Origin of the sequence: Streptomyces sp. NPDC057617 (assembly GCF_042800555.1) — a bacterium.
GTDB lineage: Bacteria > Actinomycetota > Actinomycetes > Streptomycetales > Streptomycetaceae > Streptomyces.
Window position 1 is genome coordinate 135,791 of the sequence record NZ_JBHVGV010000015.1, and the last position, 17,245, is coordinate 153,035.

General features: G+C 72.8%; 13 protein-coding genes and 1 pseudogene. 6 read left to right on the top strand and 8 right to left on the bottom strand.

Annotated elements, in window-relative coordinates:
• Nucleotides 1-88 precede the first annotated feature (88 nt).
• A complete protein-coding gene (locus ACFU9P_RS30400; protein WP_376384620.1) occupies nucleotides 89-964 on the bottom strand; it encodes a hypothetical protein in 876 nt (291 codons plus the stop codon).
• Nucleotides 965-1,208: 244 nt separating this feature from the next.
• Between ACFU9P_RS30400 and ACFU9P_RS30405 the strand changes: the two genes are divergently transcribed.
• Nucleotides 1,209-1,637: a hypothetical protein gene (locus tag ACFU9P_RS30405; RefSeq protein ID WP_384086974.1), complete on the top strand. Its 429-nt coding sequence runs from the start codon at nucleotides 1,209-1,211 to the stop codon at nucleotides 1,635-1,637.
• Here the strand turns inward: ACFU9P_RS30405 and ACFU9P_RS30410 are convergent.
• Entirely contained in the window at nucleotides 1,619-5,638 is a 4,020-nt protein-coding gene (locus ACFU9P_RS30410; RefSeq protein WP_384086976.1) for a BTAD domain-containing putative transcriptional regulator, read from the bottom strand. The genes ACFU9P_RS30405 and ACFU9P_RS30410 overlap by 19 nt on opposite strands.
• 117 nt (nucleotides 5,639-5,755) lie before the next feature.
• Between ACFU9P_RS30410 and ACFU9P_RS30415 the strand changes: the two genes are divergently transcribed.
• Nucleotides 5,756-6,520: an SDR family oxidoreductase gene (locus ACFU9P_RS30415; RefSeq protein ID WP_384086979.1), complete on the top strand. Its 765-nt coding sequence runs from the start codon at nucleotides 5,756-5,758 to the stop codon at nucleotides 6,518-6,520.
• Nucleotides 6,521-6,667: 147 nt separating this feature from the next.
• Here the strand turns inward: ACFU9P_RS30415 and ACFU9P_RS30420 are convergent, their stop codons facing one another.
• Nucleotides 6,668-7,072 carry a nuclear transport factor 2 family protein gene (locus ACFU9P_RS30420; RefSeq protein ID WP_384086982.1) on the bottom strand — a complete coding sequence of 135 codons (405 nt, stop codon included), beginning with the start codon at nucleotides 7,070-7,072 and terminating at the stop codon, nucleotides 6,668-6,670.
• A gap of 219 nt (nucleotides 7,073-7,291) precedes the next feature.
• On the opposite strand from ACFU9P_RS30420, the gene ACFU9P_RS30425 reads away from it, so the two are divergent.
• The 3 genes from ACFU9P_RS30425 (at nucleotide 7,292) to ACFU9P_RS30435 (ending at nucleotide 9,521) form a co-directional block, all read left to right on the top strand.
• Nucleotides 7,292-8,656: a cytochrome P450 gene (locus tag ACFU9P_RS30425; protein ID WP_384086985.1), complete on the top strand. Its 1,365-nt coding sequence runs from the start codon at nucleotides 7,292-7,294 to the stop codon at nucleotides 8,654-8,656.
• Nucleotides 8,657-8,799: 143 nt separating this feature from the next.
• Complete coding sequence (locus ACFU9P_RS30430) at nucleotides 8,800-9,045, top strand: CopG family transcriptional regulator (protein WP_384086988.1); 246 nt, start codon at nucleotides 8,800-8,802, stop codon at nucleotides 9,043-9,045.
• Nucleotides 9,042-9,521, top strand: coding sequence for a type II toxin-antitoxin system VapC family toxin (locus ACFU9P_RS30435; protein ID WP_376384641.1), 480 nt, complete (start codon nucleotides 9,042-9,044; stop codon nucleotides 9,519-9,521). The genes ACFU9P_RS30430 and ACFU9P_RS30435 overlap by 4 nt, the downstream gene beginning before the upstream one ends.
• A 129-nt stretch (nucleotides 9,522-9,650) precedes the next feature.
• On the opposite strand, the pseudogene ACFU9P_RS30440 reads toward ACFU9P_RS30435, so the two are convergent.
• Both ACFU9P_RS30440 and ACFU9P_RS30445 read right to left on the bottom strand, forming a co-directional pair.
• Nucleotides 9,651-10,154, bottom strand: a pseudogene (locus ACFU9P_RS30440) (response regulator transcription factor); the annotation flags it as partial.
• A 7-nt stretch (nucleotides 10,155-10,161) separates the two neighbouring features.
• A complete protein-coding gene (locus ACFU9P_RS30445) occupies nucleotides 10,162-11,688 on the bottom strand; it encodes a sensor histidine kinase (protein WP_384086991.1) in 1,527 nt (508 codons plus the stop codon).
• Between the two features lie 114 nt (nucleotides 11,689-11,802).
• Between ACFU9P_RS30445 and ACFU9P_RS30450 the strand changes: the two genes are divergently transcribed.
• Nucleotides 11,803-12,954, top strand: coding sequence for a MerR family transcriptional regulator (locus ACFU9P_RS30450; protein WP_384086994.1), 1,152 nt, complete (start codon nucleotides 11,803-11,805; stop codon nucleotides 12,952-12,954).
• Between the two features lie 90 nt (nucleotides 12,955-13,044).
• Here ACFU9P_RS30450 and ACFU9P_RS30455 read toward each other — a convergent pair whose 3' ends face one another.
• The 3 genes from ACFU9P_RS30455 to ACFU9P_RS30465 all read right to left on the bottom strand — a co-directional run bounded on the left by ACFU9P_RS30455 (nucleotide 13,045) and on the right by ACFU9P_RS30465 (nucleotide 17,202).
• Nucleotides 13,045-13,686 (bottom strand): FMN reductase, encoded by a 642-nt coding sequence (locus ACFU9P_RS30455; RefSeq protein ID WP_384086997.1) that lies wholly within the window; start codon nucleotides 13,684-13,686, stop codon nucleotides 13,045-13,047.
• A 2-nt stretch (nucleotides 13,687-13,688) separates the two neighbouring features.
• Nucleotides 13,689-14,786 carry an LLM class flavin-dependent oxidoreductase gene (locus ACFU9P_RS30460; RefSeq protein WP_384087065.1) on the bottom strand — a complete coding sequence of 366 codons (1,098 nt, stop codon included), beginning with the start codon at nucleotides 14,784-14,786 and terminating at the stop codon, nucleotides 13,689-13,691.
• Between the two features lie 169 nt (nucleotides 14,787-14,955).
• Complete coding sequence (locus ACFU9P_RS30465; protein WP_384087000.1) at nucleotides 14,956-17,202, bottom strand: tetratricopeptide repeat protein; 2,247 nt, start codon at nucleotides 17,200-17,202, stop codon at nucleotides 14,956-14,958.
• Nucleotides 17,203-17,245 lie beyond the last annotated feature (43 nt).

The window sequence follows — 17,245 nt, forward strand, 5'->3', positions numbered from 1 at the left end:
ATGCCCGTGGTGGGGGGCCTCTGTGTCGTGTTCTGGCTCATAACCCCATCGTGCGCCAAATGGTGCAAAAGGGACATCCGGCCGGGGGTTATCGATATAAAGATTCAGTAAAGTCCGGTGAGGGGCGTGGGGCGGGGCAGGGAGCGTGCCGGTGGCGCCCCGTCAGCCAGGCGACCGCGGCCAGACCGAGCCCGGCGCCGAGGACCCACCAGGCCGTCGTACGGAGCGAAGCGGTCAGCGCGTCATAGATGGCGGCGGCCGCCGAGCGGTCACCGTTGTCGGGCAGATTCCCCAGACTGGTCGCGCGCGCCACCGCCACGATGACCGCCAGCGCCACCGCGCCCGCCGCGAACGCCAGGCCGGTCTCGATGAGCGCGCGCCGCCGCCGTACCGCGAGCAGCAGCGCCGCCACGGCCAGCGCGCCCGTCGCGAAGGCCGGCCGTACGCCCGCGGCCTTGAGCCCCCGCGCCACATCCCGCCAGACCCCCAGACCGTTGGCCTTCAGCACGGTGATCTCGCTGTGCCGTACGGGGATCCGGTCCGCGTACGGCACCCTGTCGGCCATCAACTGCCGTTTCACCTGCTGGGTGACCGGTGCCAGATCGATGGTGACGGCATCACCGCCACCGCTGGCCAGGACCTGTTGCGCGGTGGTGTGCGCGGCACGGGCCGCCGTCGTCCAGGCGTTCTTGAAGGCCTCGGTGGTGGCGAAGGACAGCACGGCCTCGTGCAGCAGTTCGCGCGCCCCCGCCTGGAGCGGGCCCACATCGATCTGGGTCATGACCTGGTCGGTCACCCGGTCCGCTACGGCTCCCTGTACGGCCGGGTCGGAGGCGAGCGGCGCCATCGTCGAGACGAAGCGGCCTGTGTCGCCGATCTCCAGATCGGCCCAGGCCGCGATCGCGCTCAGCGGGGTGAGGACCGCGAGCAGGACGATCAGCGCCGTGGAGAGATAGCTCCGCACTCCTCAAGGGAACGTGGCGCGGACGGCGTGCGCGAGCGGTGCGCCGCCGACCCGGTGAGCGCGGGCGGCACCGGAGTGAGCGCGGGGGCGGGTACGTGGGTGAGCGCGGTGGTGCACGCCGGGTTGAGCCCCGGGGTTGCCGCGTACGACTGGCGGGTGTGCGCTGGAGAGATATGGCAAGGGCCTGAGGGGGCTGACGAAGGCTTGCGGAGGCTTACGGGGGTGAGGAAAGGAGCGCGCTGCCATGGCCACTCAGGTACCGACGCGGCACGCGGCCCGGCACCCCATCTCCCCACAGGGGCTGCTGGAGCTGCTGGAACGGCATCACATCCCCCCGCACATCGTGGCGATACCCCTTTTCCTGGGCATCCTCTACGGCGTCTACGCCTCGTACATCGCCCGCGGCGGCGGACCGGCCACCTACGGACAGCTCGCCCTCGCCCTGATCTCCGGGGCGCTCTTCGCCCTGCTCCTCTTCACGCTCCTCCGGTGGCAGCACCGCCTTATGCCGGAGCTGCGGGCCGCGGCCTGGGGCGTACTGGTCGGCGGGTCCATGGGCTTCATGTACAGCCTGACCGACCACAGCGTGCTGCTGTCGTCGGGGATCGGTCTGTCGTTCGCCGTGGGTACGGTCATCGCGACCTTCTACGCCTTCTACACGCACGCGCCATAAGGCGCGCACGAGCCATAAGGCGCGGGACGGCCGCCGTGCGGGGTGCCGGGAGCGGCCGCCCGCTCCGGCTGCTCCGCCGACTCGGGCTGCCCTGGCTGCTCGTTCGCCAGGGCCGCTTCCGTGCCCAGCTCCTCCCCTCGTACGAATGCCTCGTCGTACGCCCGTACGCCCAGGGCCTCCCGTACCGCCGCCGCGATCCGGTCCACATCGCCGCGCTCGGCGGGCGGCAGCGGGGCGCCCGCGTCGCGCCGGGCCGCGGTCGCCGCGCCCAGCAGCAGGGCGGCGCGGGCGGGGCGGCCCGCCAGTGACTCCGCACCGGCCAGCCCCTCCACCGCGAGCGCCACCGCGCGCGGGTCGCCGACGGCGCGGGCGACGGCGAGACCGTCCAGATGCAGGGCGCGCGCCCGCGCCGCGTCACCGCGCTGCTCGGCGACAAAGCCCAGCTCGGCGAGGACGAGCGAATTGCCGGCCTCGCTCGACACCTCCGCGTACCAGTCGCGGATACGGAGCAGATACCGCTCCGCCGTCGCCGGATCGCCGGAGCGGCGCGCGCCCAGGGCGAGGCCGAGTTCGGCGTGGATCTCACCGAACCGGTGGCCCTGCTCGGCGGCGCGCCGGCGGGCGCGTTCGTGCAGGTCCCGGGCGCGGTCCGGGCCGGCGGTGAGCAGGGCGAGCCGGCCGAGGCCGGAGAGCCGGGCGGCGATCTCGGCGCCGAGGCCCAGCTCCTCGGCGATCCGCAGCCCTTCGTGGTGGATCCGGGCGGCACGCTCGTACTCCCCGTTGAACTCGGCGAGCGAGGCGAGCGGCGCGACGGACTGCAACTGGCCCCAGCGGTCGCCCAGTTCCCGGAACAGCGCGGCGCTACGCTCACCGTCGCGGCGCAACGCTGCCAGATCGCCGCGGATCACGGCGTGCTGGGCGCGCCGGCCGAGCGAGGCGGCGATGCCCCAGCGGTCGCCGACGGCGCGGAAGCCGGCGAGCGCGCGGGCGGTCAGCTCCTCGGCGGCGGCCAGGTCACCGGCGTTGAACAGGCCGTACGCGAGCAGCCACTGGGCGCGGGCGCGGCGGGCGGGGGAGACGATGGCGTCGTACTCGCGCGGGGCGGGCGGGCTCGCGGGCTCGCCGGAGAGGAGCGCGAAGGCGGTACGGAGGGCGCGGGCTTCGGCGAGTGCGCCGGCTTCGGCGCCGGCGTGGGCCTCGGCAAGTGCGACGGCGTGGGCTTCGCCGAGGGTGTGCGGCGGGACGGGCGTGGCCGTGTCCAGCGCGGCGGTGAGGGCGCGGCGGGCCTCGCGCAGCCGTCCGGACAGCAGCCAGTACCAGGACAGCGCCGTCACCAGCCGCAGCGCCTCGCCGCCGCCCTCCCGTCGTACGCCGCCGCCCTCCTGCCGTACGGCCGTGTCGAGCGCGGCGCGCAGATTCCCGGTCTCGGCGTCCAGGAGCGGCAGCCAGTGATGCTGTTCGGGGCCGCGGAGCAGCGGCTCGGCGCGTTCGGCCAGGTCCAGGTAGTGGGCGAGGTGCCGGTGGCGTACGGCGGTCTCGTCCCCCGCCTCCCGCAGCCGCTCGGCGGCGTACGCGGCGACGGACTCCAGCAGCCGGAACCGCGCGCCGGTTCTCACCACCAGGGAACGGTCGACCAGCCGCGCCAGCAGATCGAGTACGTCGTCGGCGGCGACACCGTCCCCGGCGCAGACCGCCTCGGCCGCCTCCAGGGTGCAGCCGTCGGTGTGCACGGCGAGCCGGCGCAGCACGATCCGCTCGGGTACGGTCAGCAGCTCCCAGCTCCAGTCGATCACCGCCCGGAGCGTCCGCTGCCGCGCGGGCGCGCCCCGCTGGCCCGCGGTCAGTACCCGGAACCGGTCCCCCAGCCGCCGGTCCAGCCGCCCGGCCAACTCCCGCACCCCCAGCGCCCGCACCCGCGTGGCGGCCAGCTCCAGAGCCAGCGGAATCCCGTCGAGCCGCCGGCAGATGGTCCCCACGGCTTCCAGAGCGGGCCCGTCGAGAACCAGCCCGGGCGCCGCTGCGAGGGCCCGCTCGGTGAACAGCCGGGCGGCATCGGCGGGCAGCAGCGGCTCGGCGGGATGCACCACCTCCCCGGTCAGCCCGAGCGGCTCCTGACTGGTGGCCAGAACCCGCAGCCCGGGAGCGCCGAGCAACAGAGCCCGGGCGAGCCGGGCGACGGGCTCGACGAGGTGCTCGCAGTTGTCGAGGACGAGCAGCATGCGCCGCTCCTGAAGGGCGGAGACGAGGCGGTCGGTGAGGAGGTCGGGGGAGGGAGACGGGGCGTCCGGCGCCGGGTGCGCGGCTGCGGGGACGGACGCGGCGGGGCTGACGGCTGAGGCGGGCGCGCCGTGCGGGAGCGCTGTTCCCACAGTCCCCACGGCTTCGGGTGCCTTCGGCGTACGGACCGTACGGTCCGAGGCGGGTGCGTGGGCCGGGAGCGCCGAACCCGGTGCATCTGTGGTTCCGGGCGCCGCCGACGTACGGAGCGTACGGTCCGAGGCGGGCGCGCCGGGCGTGAGCGCCGTCCGCAGGACCCCCGGGACCCCGGGCGCGCCCGGCGTATCCGTCGCGCTCAGCACGCCTGCCGCCGCACCCGGTGCCCCGGGAGGGATCGCCGTTCCCGGGGCCGGGGCCTCGGCGGCTCCTGCCGCCGCAGGCGGGCCGACCGTGGTCGGCGTTCCGGGAGTACCGGCCGGGCCCGGTGCTCCGGGGATCCCGGTCGAGGCCCCGGCCGGGAGTGGTGTCCCCGAGACCACGGAGACCCCTCCGTCCTCCGGCGCGCCTACGGCTCGCGGCGCCCCTGCCGCCCAGGGCTCGCTTGTCGCACCTGGCGCTCCTGCCGCCGAGGCCGCTTCCGAGGCCATCGGCGGTCCAGCCGCTTCGGGCGTCCCCGGCGCCCCGCGTGCGCCCGGCGCCGTGTCGTCCCGCAGGCCCAGCGCCAGCGCCACCGCGTCGAAGGGGTCGGTGTGCCGGCCGGCCAGTTCCACCAGGCCTACGCCGTCCGGGAACGCCTCCGGCGAGGCCTCCGCGATACGGGCCGCGGCGGCCAGGGCGAGGCGGGTCTTGCCGACGCCGCCGGGGCCGGTGACGGTCACCAGCCTGGCGGTGCGGAGCAGTTGGCCGATGGCCCGTACGGAATGGTCGCGGCCGATCAGCGGAGTGAGCGGTGCGGGAAGCGCGGATGCGGGAGGTACGGCCGCAGCGGCGGGTACGGCTGTAGCGGCGGCGACGGCCACCGTCGGCCCGAACGCCGGCGCGTCCAGCGCCGGATCCTGCCGCAGGATCGCCTCGTACAACGCGACCAGCGCCGGCCCCGGATCCACCCCCAGCTCCTCCGCCAGCCGCCCGCGCAGCTCGGCGTACGAGGCCAGCGCCTCGCTCTGACGACCCGTCAGATACAGCGCCCGCAACTGCACCGCCCGCAGCCGCTCCCGTAACGGATGCCGCGCCACCAGCGCCGTCAACTCCCCTGCCAGCAAGGCGTGTTCACCCAGTTCGAGCCGTGCCTCGCCCTGCTGCTCCAGTGCGGTCAGCCGCAGTTCCTCCAGCCGCTCGGCCTCAGGCCGTACGAACACCTCGTCCGCGAAACCGGCGTACGCCGCCGGCCCCCGCCACAGCCCCAGCGCCTCGGCGAGCAGTTCCGCGCGCTGGCGTGGTGCGCCGGTGGCTCCGGCGCGTACGAGCAGGGCCGTGAACCGGTCCGCGTCCACCTCGGCGTCGGACAGTTCGAGCAGATACCCCGCGGGCCGGTGCACGATCCGGTCCCGGCCGAGCGCGCGGCGGAGCTGGGAGACCTTGGTCTGAAGGGCGTTGGCGGGCTTGCCCGGCGGGCGCGCGCCCCAGAGGCCGTCGACGAGCCGGTCCGCGGAGACGGGCCCGCCGCCGTGCGCGAGCAGCGCGGCGAGCAGTGCGCGGACCTTGGGCCCGGGTACGGCGACGGACCGTTCCTGCCCTGCCGTGCCGTCCCACACGGCCAGCGGACCGAGGACCCCGAATCGCATACGGAAACGGTACGTCGTCAGCGGACCCCGTCCGTCCGTCAGCGGCCCACCAGTGACTCGTCAGCGCTCACCCGCACGCTCGTCCCGACCCACAACCATGCGGCAAAGGAGCGGGACATGAGCACGTACACGGGCAAGAGGGCCGTCGTCATCGGCGGCAGCGCCGGCATCGGACTGGCCATCGCCGAACGGCTGGTGGAGGGCGGCGCGGAGGTACTGGTGACCGGCCGCGACCCGGGGCACCTCAAGGAGGCGGGCGAACGCCTCGGCCCGACGGCCCACGTCGTCGCCTCGGACCTCGCGGACCTGGAGGCGGTCGAGGCGCTGGGCGGCGAGGTCGCGGAGACGCTCGGCTATGTCGACTACCTCTTCGTCAACGCCGGGATCGCCAGGCTCGCCCCGGTCGAGCAGGTCACGGAGGAGATGTACGACCTCCACTTCGCGGTGAACACCAAGGGCGCCTTCTTCACCGTCCAGCAGTTGATCCCGCTGCTGGACGAGGGCGGCGCCATCGTCTTCACGACGTCCGTCGCGGACTCCCTGGGGGTGCCGGGCATGAGCGTGTACTCGGCGACCAAGGCGGCCCTCTGGTCGTTCGCGCAGACCCTCGCCTCCGAACTGGTCGGCCGCGGCATCCGCGTCAACGCCGTGTCCCCCGGCTACACCGACACACCCAGCATCGGCGTCCAGGGCGTCACGGACGAGGAACGCGAGGAATTCAAGCGCCACGGCGACGCGACAACCCCCATGCGACGCCACGCCACCCCGGCCGAGGTGGCGACCGCCGCGGTCTTCCTGGCGGTCGACGCGACGTTCACGACGGGCGTGAAACTGGCGGTGGACGGCGGCCTGGGCCAGCACGTGGCAGTCCCGCAACCCTGACGCCCCGGGGGCCTGACCGGCCGTCCCGGGGGCTGACATGCGTCCAGGGCCGACCCCGGGTCAGGCCTTGGGCTAGGCCCTGGGGCAGGCGTCGGGCCCCGGGTCAGGCCTTAGGTCAGGCCCCTCGGCCCCCGGCGCAGGCCCCGGTCAGGCCCTCGCGATATTCCTGCCCGGCATCGGCTCCGCGAGCGCTGTCCGCCATTCAGGCGCGCCGAAGGCGTCCGCGAAGTACTGCGTCTCGTGCACCACATGCCCGTGGGCGAATTCCATGACGCTCACCGAGTGCGTGGGCACGCCGTCGTACGTGATGACACACTCGCTCACCCACAGATCGCCGCCGCCGACGATCCGGTGGACGGTGAAGTGCCGGCTGGCGGGGTGCCCGCCACGTTGCGCCGAAATCGTCGCGCGGCCCCGGAACCGTTCACCCGACTGGGGGTAGTCGAGGATCGCGTCCACGGCGTAGATGGCGTGCTCGGCTTCGGTATCGCCACGTTCCGATGCCTGCCAGTGTTCATCGAGTGCGGCCCTGGTCCGGCTGTCGGGATCCATCGCATCGTCCCTTCCGCGGGCGGCCGGAGCCCGGCCGGTCTTTCACAAGGGAGCAAGCGCTCAGCGCGTACACGCATCCCATCCGCCGGGCCCCTTGCCCCGGGCATGCGGACGAGTGCCTGATGAATTTATGCCCGGACCATGCCGTTTTCAGACCGGCCCGCCGGAGTCCGGTGGGCCGGCCGGCGCCCAAGGATTCCCTCCGGAAGGAGCGATGCGATGCCCAGGGACGTGCACGGAAACTTGCACGGGCACGTGCACGGGGACGTGCGGACGGTGCCACGGGCGCCGGGACGCCTGCCCGGTCTCGGCCATCTGCCGTCCCTGTTCCGGGACCCTTTGGCCTTCCTGGAATCACTCCGTACGTACGGTCCGGTCGTGCGGGTCGAGCTGGGCACCCTGCCCGTGTACTTCGTCACCACCGCCGACCTGGTCCGGGAGGTGATGGTCGGCCAGGCGCGCTCGGTCACCAAGGGGCGGCTCTACGGGCGATTGAGCCTGCTGGCCGAGCAGAGCCTGCCCGTGATGGACGGCGGTGAGGTCCACCGTCGGCACCGACGGCTGATGCAACCGCTGTTCACCCCGGCGCGGGTGGCCGACTACGCCCAGGTCATGAGCCGCCGGGCCGGGGAACTGGCAAGCCGCTGGACGGCCGGGGAGCGCATCCTCCTCGACCACGAGGTGGCCGACCTCGTGATGGGCACGTCCATCGAGACGATGTTCCGCTCCTCGATCGGGCAGCGCGTGGCGGCCGGCCTGTGCCGCGACACCAGGATCGTCTCCGAGAACGCGCTGCTGCGGACACTCTGCCCACCCGCGCTGGAACGGCTGCCGGTCGTCCCCGCGGTCCGCCGCTTCGACGCGGCCGCCGCCCGCATGAAGGCGGTTGTCGACGAGGTGGTCGCCGCCTACCGCGGCGACGGCGCCGACCACAACGACCTGCTGTCCACCCTGCTCGCCGCCCGGGACGCGGACACCGGAGCAAGGCTGAGCGACGCGGAGGTGCGCGACGAACTCGTCATGATGCTGCTGGCCGGCGGCGAGACCTGCTCCGCCGCGACGTCCTGGGTCTTCCACGAACTGGGCCGGGACCCGCGGACGCAACAGCGCCTGGCGGACGAGCTGGACACCGTCATCACCACCCGGGAGATCGGTCGCAAGGAGCTTGAGCGACTGGAGTTCACCGCTTGGGTGGTCGACGAGGCTCAGCGGCTGCACTCCGTCCCCGTCCTGACACGGCACACCGTCGCCCCCCTCGACCTCGACGGCCTCCGGATTTCGCCCGGTACGGAACTCGGGCTGAGCCTGCACGCCCTCCACCACGACCCGCACACGTTTCCCGACCCCGCCCGCTTCCTCCCCGACCGCTGGCGGATCCCCCCGCCCCGGCACACCTTCGTCCCGTTCGGCGCGGGAGGCCGTAAATGCATCGGTGACACCTTCGGCCGGACCCAGGTCCTCATCGCCGTCGCCACCCTGGCCGCCCGCTGGCGGTTCCAGCCGGCCCCCGGCCACCGAGTACGCCAGGTATTCGCCACGGTGCCGCGCCCCGACCGCCTCCCCATGGTCCTCGCGGAACGGTGAACAGCCCCGGCACCGAGAGAGCCCCGGCGCCCGCGCTTGACCTTCCTCCGCGGGGCCCCAGGATCGGTGGGGCCGGGCGCCCCGGGTCCTGGGCGGCGACGGACGGATCTGCGCCGTACGTATGCGTGCGGTACCATACGTGTATGACTCTGAAGCGGACCACGGTATACGTGGACGAACAGGACCTGGCGATCATCAAGGAAGCCGCCGCCCGTCGTGGGGTCCCTGAAGCGGAGATCATTCGGCGTGGGGTCCATCTGGCGGCCATGGGTGAGCGCCGCTGGGAGGAACCCCTGGAAATGCCGGCTTTCGACAGCGGCGACCCCACCTTCGCGAACCGGGTACGTGAGGTTCTGCACGGCGACGACAGCGCGGACCACGCGGCGTGATCCTTGTCGCCGACACAGGGGCGTTGCTCGGTGCGTACGACCGTGCGCACGTCCTGCAGAAAGACCTTCAGCGCGCCTTGGCGGAAGCCGGTCTGGTGGTCATCGCGCCCATGGTGCTCACCGAGCTGGACCATATGCTCCGCAAGGGCGTCAAGGAGCGCAGCGGCGGGCGGAGGCCGCATGACGTGCGACGGTTGGGGGCCGAGGCCTCACGGCGGCTCCTCGACTGGATCCTGGCTCAGGTCGCCCTGACGCGCTTTGTGATTCCGGCCGTCGACGAGAACATCCTCCGTTCGGCAAGCGCTGTGATGGCCCGCTATGCCGACCTCGCGGTCGATCTGACGGATGCCACCTGTGTGGCGCTCGCCGAGGAGTACCGCACCGACTGCGTACTCACCATCGACGAGAGGGACTTCCGCGCGATGCGACCGCTCACCGCTCACCACTCCTTCCGGTTGCTCCCCTTCGACCTCTGAGCCGGGGGCTTTCAGCGCCGAGGGCCTTGTGGGCGAGCCTCAACCGAGCTTCCCCAGCAGCTCCTCGAACGGCACCACCTCGGACTCGCCCGCCTCCCCGCCACGTACCGCCCCGGCCCGTCACCCCGTACCGCTCCCACCAGCCGTGCGAACTCCTCGCGCGCGCGCCCGATCCGGGCCGGCGGCCCGCCGGCCGGCCAGGGCGCCCGCGCCGGTCGCCGCGAGGTGGGCGACGACCCGGGCCGCGACTTTCGGCGACAGGTAGGCGGCGCCCTCGGCCACCGCACGGACTCCCGTGATCAGTTCCTCGGGTTCGCCCGACTTGATCAGGAAGCCGGACGGGCCGCCGCCGAGTGCCTGGAGGATGTAGTCGTCCTCCCCGAAGGTCGTCAGCATGATGACGCTTGTGGCCGGCACTGTGCTGCGGATTTCCGCCGCCGCCTCGATGCCGTTGATCCCCGGCATCCGGATGTCGAGCACGGCCACCGTGGGCCGGTGGCGCCGGACCAGTTCCACGGCGTCGTGCCCGTCGACGGCCTCGGCGACGACGTCGATGTCCGGATCCGTGGACAGAACGGCGCGCACTCCCGCGCGGATCATCGCCTCGTCGTCGGCGATCAGCACCCGGATCATCGGAGGCTCACGGGGTGAGGGCGTCCAGGGACACCAGTGTGCTGTCCCGGAAGCAGAGCCGGTAGGCGTCTCCGGACCGGTCGTCGAACCGGTCGGCCGTCATCGCGTAGTACTCGCACGTTGTGCCGTGTCCTCTCGGCTCCGGAGTCGGCGGCCGGAGGCTCGTCTGACGGTCCGGCAAGAAGCGCTTCACCTCGGAGCGATCCTGTCCCACGTGCAGGCGGGCATAGTCGCCCGGCTCCAGGACCGACCGCGATGCCGACAGCATTTCCCACCCCGTGAACGCTCCGCTCAGCAACGCGCCTGTCGACAGGGGCAGCATGACCGCGGTGACCAGGGCCCGGCGGACACGGCGCCGGGCCCGGTGGTGTTCCGGCGGCAGCTCGCCGCCTCGGGGTGGGGCCGTGGGGGTGCCGGGCGGCGGGAGTGGTGACACCCGGGTGTGCGGAATCCGTGCGACGACCGCGAAGCCCCCGTCGTACGGTCCGTGCCGGAAAGAGCCGCCGGCCAACCGCACACGTTCGTCGAGCCCGATGAGGCCACGCCCCCCGCCCGATGGGGGGAGGGCGGCGGCGAAGGCGGGCGGGCCGTTCTCCACCACCACCTGTGTCTCGGTGGCCGTATGCGTCACGCGGATGGTCGCCTTCGCTCCGGGCGCGTGCTTGGCGATGTTGGTCAGCGCCTCCTGCACAACGCGGTGAGCGGCCCGTTCGACCACCGTGGGAAGGCCGTCCGCGTCACCGTCGATGTGCGACTCGACCACGAGTCCGGACGCGGAAGCCTCGGCGGTCAGACGCGCGAGGCCAGAGCCGTACGGCCCAGGTCCTGTCCGCGCATCGTCGTTCTCCTCGCCCAGGACACCGATCACCTCTCCGAGACGCTCCACCGCGGCCGCCGCTCTGGCTCTGATCTCCCCTGCGGCCTTCCGATGGTGTTCTCCGAGGCCGGGCGCGAGTTTCAGGGCCCCGGCCGACAGGGCGATCAGGCTGAGGTCATGGCCGAGTACGTCATGCATGTCCTGAGCGATACGGGCTCGCTCGCGCAGCCGGGCCTGACCGGCGACCAGCCGCTGCTCGCGCTCAAGCTGCCCGGCACGCTCCCAGCCGGCCCGGACGAGCTCCTGGTACTGCCGCCAGAACCGGCCCGCGAACCAGGGCAGCATCGTGGCGACCACCACCACGGCCACGAACCGGCCCCCCAGCGGGAGCCAGGCAGGTACCACGGACAGCGCCACCACGCCGACCGAGAGAATCGCGACCAGAGCGAGCATGACCGGCCGGGTCCGTCCGGGCCGCCGCCCTGCCAGGAACGCGCCGGCCGCGGTCGGCACGGCCCACCACAGGTTCACCATGCTCAGACCGGCCGCCGTCGCGGCAGCCACCGTCAGAAGGCTCCCCGGATCAGGAGTCCGCCGGGAACCAGCCGCCCCCGTAGCGGTCTTGGCGTTGATGATTGTGCTGTCCACGGAGCCGACGGTACGGACATCGGAGGGCGTCCGGCACTGCCGAAAGTTCAATCCTTGGCATCGGGGCATCGGGGCATCGGGGCATTGGGCTGGACGCCCGCGCTTGACCTTCCTCCGCGGGGAAGCCCCAGCATCGGTGGGGCCGGGCGGAGGGCCCGGTACGAGGGAGGAAGCGGAGGACGCATGGGGTCGCTGACGATCGGCGCGTTCGCCCGTGCGTCCAGGCTGTCCGCGAAGGCGCTGCGCCGTTACGACGAACTGGGCCTGCTGCGGCCGGCCCGGGTCGACGCGTACACCGGTTACCGGTACTACGAAGCGACGCAGTTGGCGCGGGCCCGGCTGGTGGTGTGGCTGCGGCGCATCGGTATGCCGCTGGCCGGTATCCGCGAGGTGTGCGATCTGTACGAGACCGACACCGCGGCGGCCGCCCGGGCCGTACGGGACTACTGGGCGCGCGTGGAGGCCGAGACGGCCGCCCGCCGCGACCTGGCGACCTTCCTCGTCGGCCAACTGTCGGTGCATCCGGCAGGGAAGGACGCTGCCATGTCATCCAACCCGCCCACGTCTCTCACGACTCCGCCGGCCCCACCGCTCGGGATCCGGTACGCGGCCCGGTCGGACCGCGGCCTGGTCCGCGAGACCAACCAGGACACCGCGTACGCCGGTTCGCGCCTGCTCGCCGTCGCCGACGGGTACGGGACGGAGGGGGCTCCGGCGAGCGCGGCGGCGATCGAGGCGATGAAGTCGCTGCCGGACGTTCCCGGCCTCGCGGATCTCCCGGATCTCCCCGATCTCCACGGCTTGCCCGGCCTTCCCGGCGGGGAGCTGCTCAGCGCCCTGGCCGAGTCGGTGGAACGGGCGAACCGCGCTGTCGACGGCTTCGCCGACTCCGGCACCACCCTCACCGCGATGCTGTGGACCGGCTCACGGCTGGCGCTGGTGCATATCGGGGACAGCCGGGCGTATCTGCTGCGGGACGGGGAGTTCTTCCAGATCACGCATGACCACACGGTGGTGCAGTCGATGATCGACGAGGGCACCCTGACCCCCGAGGAGGCGGCCTCGCACCCCCAGCGGGCGATACTCCTCAAAGCCCTGGACGGCACCGAAGCCCACACCCGCCCCGACCTCCACCTCCAGGACGCCCACCCCGGCGACCGCTACCTGCTCTGCTCCGACGGCCTCTTCACCGCGCTCCCCCCGACCCGGCTCCACCGGACCCTCACCCAGACAGACACCCCCACCGAAGCGGTGGACCACCTCATCGCCCTGACCCATGAGTCGGGCGCCCCGGACAACATCGCGTGCGTGGTGGCGGACGTCATCCCCCTCTGAATCCCCCTCTGAGCACCGGGACGGTCCCGCACAGGGCTGGTGGCCCTGTGCGGGACCGCGGCACGCCGGTCCAGGGTCCGGTCCAGGGCGCTACGCCGGCTTCCCGAGCAGCTCCTCGAACGGCACCACCTCGGACTCGTCCGCCTCCCCGCCACGTACCGCCCCCGGCCCGTCACCCCGTACCGCACCCACCAGCCGTCCGAACTCGCCGCCCGCGCGGTCGATCCGGGCCGGGAGGCCGCCGCCGTACGTGTCCGCGCCCGCGCCCCAGTCGTCCGTTGCCGCGTAGACCGCGGTCGGCAGGGTCAGGGCGTGCAGGTACGCGAAGAGGGGGCGCAGGGCGTGGTCCAGGACCAGGGAGTGGCGTGCGGTGCCGCCGGTGGCGGCGAGGAGTACGGGCGTACCGGTCAGCGCGTCCGGTTCGACCAGGTCGAAGAACGACTTGAACAGCCCGCTGTACGAAGCCGCGAACACCGGTGTCACCACGATCAGCCCGTCCGCCCCGGTCACCCGCTCCAGCGCCGTGCCCAGCGTGGGCGACGGGAAGCCGGTGACCAGGTGGTGGGCGATGTCGACCGCCAGTTCGCGCAGTTCGACGACGTCGACCTCCACCTTGCGGTCGGCCGCGGCCAGTTCCCGTACGGTCGCCTCCGCCAGCCGGTCCGCCAGCAGCCGCGTCGACGACGGTTTGCTCAGCCCCGCCGAGACGGCGACCAGCTTCAACGCACCCACGGTCAAGCCTCCTTGACGCTCTCACCCGAAAGGTCACGCCGCGCGACCGCCGGATGCACCGGGCCCTCCGGCACCCCCGCCGCCCGCAGCCCCGCGAACTCCTTGCGCAGTACGGGTACGACCTCCTCGCCCAGCAGATCGAGCTGCTCCAGCACCGTCTTGAGCGGCAGCCCCGCGTGGTCCATCAGGAACAACTGCCGCTGGTAGTCGCCGAACGACTCCCGGAACGACAGCGTCTTCTCGATGACCTCCTGCGGGCTCCCGACGACCAGCGGCGTCTGCTCGGTGAACTCCTCCAGCGAGGGCCCGTGCCCGTACACCGGCGCGTTGTCGAAGTACGGCCGGAACTCCCGTACCGCGTCCTGCGAGTTCCTCCTGATGAACGCCTGGCCGCCGAGGCCGACGATCGCCTGCTCCGGGGTGCCGTGCCCGTAGTGCGCGTAGCGGTTCCGGTAGAGGCGGATCAGCTTCTGGAAGTGCTCCTTGGGCCAGAAGATGTTGTTGGCGAAGAAGCCGTCTCCGTAGTACGCGGCCTGTTCGGCGATCTCGGGGGAGCGGATCGAGCCGTGCCAGACGAACGGCGGGGTGCCGTCCAGCGGCCGGGGCGTGGCGGTGAAGCCCTGGAGCGGGGTACGGAACTTGCCCTCCCAGTCCACCACGTCCTCCCGCCACAGCCGGTGCAGCAGCGCGTACTTCTCGATCGCGAGCGGGATGCCCTGGCGGATGTCCTCGCCGAACCACGGATAGACCGGGCCGGTGTTGCCGCGCCCCATCATCAGGTCGACGCGCCCGTCGGCGAGATGCTGGAGCATCGCGAAGTCCTCGGCGATCTTCACCGGGTCGTTGGTGGTGATGAGGGTGGTGGAGGTGGAGAGGATCAGCCGCTCGGTGGTGGCGGCGATGTAGCCGAGCATGGTGGTGGGGGAGGACGGCACGAACGGCGGGTTGTGGTGCTCGCCCGAGGCGAACACGTCGAGCCCGACCTCCTCGGCCTTCCGCGCGATGGTCACCATCGCCTTGATCCGCTCATGCTCGGTCGGCGCACGTCCGGTGGTCGGGTCGACCGTGACATCGCCGACGGTGAAGATCCCGAACTGCATCGCGCTCACCTCTCGTACTCTCGTGGTTCTCGTAGTTCCGGAGCCCGTTCCCGGAGCCGTTGGTTGAATCTTAAACTGTCACGTCCAACCACACCACCGCACCCCCTATTCCCCTGCCGCACGCCCCTGCCGCAGGCCCGTGCCGGACGCCCCCTGCCGGACCCGGCCCTCAGGAATTCCGCTCCCGCGTCCAGTACCGCAGCAGATCCGCCGCCGTCACCGTGCTCGGATGCTCCGGCCCCAGCAGCCGCTCCCGGTCCGCCGCCACCTGCCTCAGCAGGGCGATGGCCTCGGTCGTACGCCCCGCCTGCCGGTACGAGGCCGCCAGATTCGCGCGCGCCGTGAGCGTGTCCGGATGGTCGGGCCCCAGCAGCCGTTCGCGGTCCGCCGCCAGCCGTTCCTCCATGGTCGTGGCGTCGTGGGTACGCCCCGCCTGCCAGTAGGTCGCGGCCAGATTCGCGCGGGCGGTGAGCGTGTCGGGGTGCTCGGCCCCCAGCAGCCGTTCCCGGTCGGTGGTGACCTGCTCCCAGATGCCGGTGGCCTCGGTGACGCGTCCGGCCTGCCGGTAGCAGGCGGCCAGATTTCCGCGTGCCGTGAGCGTGTCGGCGTGCTCGGCCCCGAGGAGCCGCTCCCGGGCCGCGGCGACCTGTTCCCAGATGGCGGTGGCCTCGTCCGTACGCCCGGCCTGCCGGTACGAAGCGGCCAGGTTCCCGCGTGCCGTAAGGGTGTCCGGGTGCTCGGGTCCGAGCAGCCGCTCCCGGTTCGCGGCGCCCCGCTCCTCGATGCCGATCGCCTCCTCCGTCCGTCCCGCCTGCCAGTACGAGGCCGCCAGGCCCGCGTGGGCGGTGAGGGTGCCGGGGTGTTCCGGGCCGAGGAGCCGCTCACTGGTGGTCGCCATGGCCTGCCAGTGGGTGATTCCGGCGGTGTAGAGGCCGATGTCGAGCAGGCTGTTGCCCGCCAGATAGAGGACCGGATGGCCGGCCGGGCGCCAGAGGAGGTCGCCGGCGTGGGCCGCGAGCGTGTCGGTGCCGGCGCGGAGCATGGCGCTCGGGTCGTTGGCGCGGAGCATGGCGCTCCGGTTGTCGCGGTCGGTGTGATCAGCCTTGGGCCACACCTCCACCATGGCGTCCGCGGTCGCCTTCACCGTCGCGGGGACATCGGCCTCGGGGGTCGTCTCACGCGCGGCGCGGGCCGTCAGGGCGTGCAGCCGTACGGTACGGGGATCCGACCCCGAATCGTCGGTGAGCAGCCCGTACCGGTGCAGGAGCCGTAACACGGCCCGGGAATCGCGCGCACTCACCGAAGTGCGGCCGGCGCCCTGGCAGTCACCGCACGCGGCCAGGTACGAGGTGACGGCGTCGCTGGTCCACAGCGCGCGGGGGTGCCCCGCCGGGTCCAGGCAGGCCGCCAGCCGGATCGCCGGGACGGCCAGGCCGACGGGTTCGCACGCCTGGGCGGCTTCCAGGGTCAGCAGCAGCGCGGCGGCGACCTGCCGCCCGTACCCCTCCGTGTCCGCCTCGGGCGGCAGCAGCCTCTCCAGCCGGGCGGTGCTGTCGGTGAAGAGCCGCAGATAGTCCGCGCACGTCACATCCTCGTTGATCATGTACGCGGCGGCGTGGGCCAGCGCCAGCGGCAGCAGCCCCAGCTCCCGCGCCAGCGGTCCGGCCTGCTCGTCGAGCAGGTGGGGCGCCAGCCGGTCGCGCAGATACGTGGTGGCCTCCGGCAGGGTGTACGTATCGATGTCCACCATCTCCCGGCCGCCACCGGACAGCACCGCGTCGCGGCGCCGTGTGGTGGCCAGGACCCGGCCACGGCCGGACGTGGAGGACGGCGGCCACCACGGGCCGACCGCGGTGGGGTCGGTGATGTCGTCGAGTACGACCAGCCAGGAACGGGACGTCGTGGCCAGCCACTCCGCCAGGGCCTGCGCGTCGGCCTCGGCGTCCTGCCCCTGCGCGCCGACGGCCTGCACACGGTGGGCCGCCTGGGCGTACAGGGCGGTGATCTGTTCGGTCTCGGCGGCGTTCACCCACACGATCAGTTCGGTGCCGTCGGCCAGGGCCTGGCGGGCGTAGTCCGCCGCGAGCTGCGATTTGCCCACCCCGCCGCCCCCGGACAGCACCTGGGTCAGTACGACCGTGGAGTGGCCGTCCCGGGCCCGGTCGATCCGGCGGCGCAGATCGGTACGGGGCTGGAAGGCCGAGGCCGGCATCGGGATGGCGCCCACCTGCATCGGCCACGCCGTGGGCGCGGAGGCGGCCGAAGGGCCGGGCGCCGGGAGGACATTGACCTCGTGGATGTATCCGCTGCTGGCCACACCGCCGGTGGACGCGGTGGCATGCCCGCTCTCCTGCACCTGCGTGCTGCTGGTCTCGGTGGCAGCTTTCGGCTTCTGGCGGCGCAGAGGCCATCTCATCGGGGGACTGCTCTCTCGTCTGTCAGCTTTCTCGGCCCGCGGC

Bases quoted from the DNA above. Each gene is read 5' to 3' on its own strand.
- ACFU9P_RS30405 (WP_384086974.1), top strand. From the start codon at position 1,209: ATGGCCACTCAGGTACCGACGCGGCACGCGGCCCGGCACCCCATCTCC.
- ACFU9P_RS30410 (WP_384086976.1), bottom strand. From the start codon at position 5,638: ATGCGATTCGGGGTCCTCGGTCCGCTGGCCGTGTGGGACGGCACGGCA.
- ACFU9P_RS30415 (WP_384086979.1), top strand. From the start codon at position 5,756: ATGAGCACGTACACGGGCAAGAGGGCCGTCGTCATCGGCGGCAGCGCC.
- ACFU9P_RS30420 (WP_384086982.1), bottom strand. From the start codon at position 7,072: ATGGATCCCGACAGCCGGACCAGGGCCGCACTCGATGAACACTGGCAG.
- ACFU9P_RS30425 (WP_384086985.1), top strand. From the start codon at position 7,292: ATGCCCAGGGACGTGCACGGAAACTTGCACGGGCACGTGCACGGGGAC.
- ACFU9P_RS30430 (WP_384086988.1), top strand. From the start codon at position 8,800: ATGACTCTGAAGCGGACCACGGTATACGTGGACGAACAGGACCTGGCG.
- ACFU9P_RS30445 (WP_384086991.1), bottom strand. From the start codon at position 11,688: ATGCCCCGATGCCAAGGATTGAACTTTCGGCAGTGCCGGACGCCCTCC.
- ACFU9P_RS30450 (WP_384086994.1), top strand. From the start codon at position 11,803: ATGGGGTCGCTGACGATCGGCGCGTTCGCCCGTGCGTCCAGGCTGTCC.
- ACFU9P_RS30460 (WP_384087065.1), bottom strand. From the start codon at position 14,786: ATGCAGTTCGGGATCTTCACCGTCGGCGATGTCACGGTCGACCCGACC.
- ACFU9P_RS30465 (WP_384087000.1), bottom strand. From the start codon at position 17,202: ATGAGATGGCCTCTGCGCCGCCAGAAGCCGAAAGCTGCCACCGAGACC.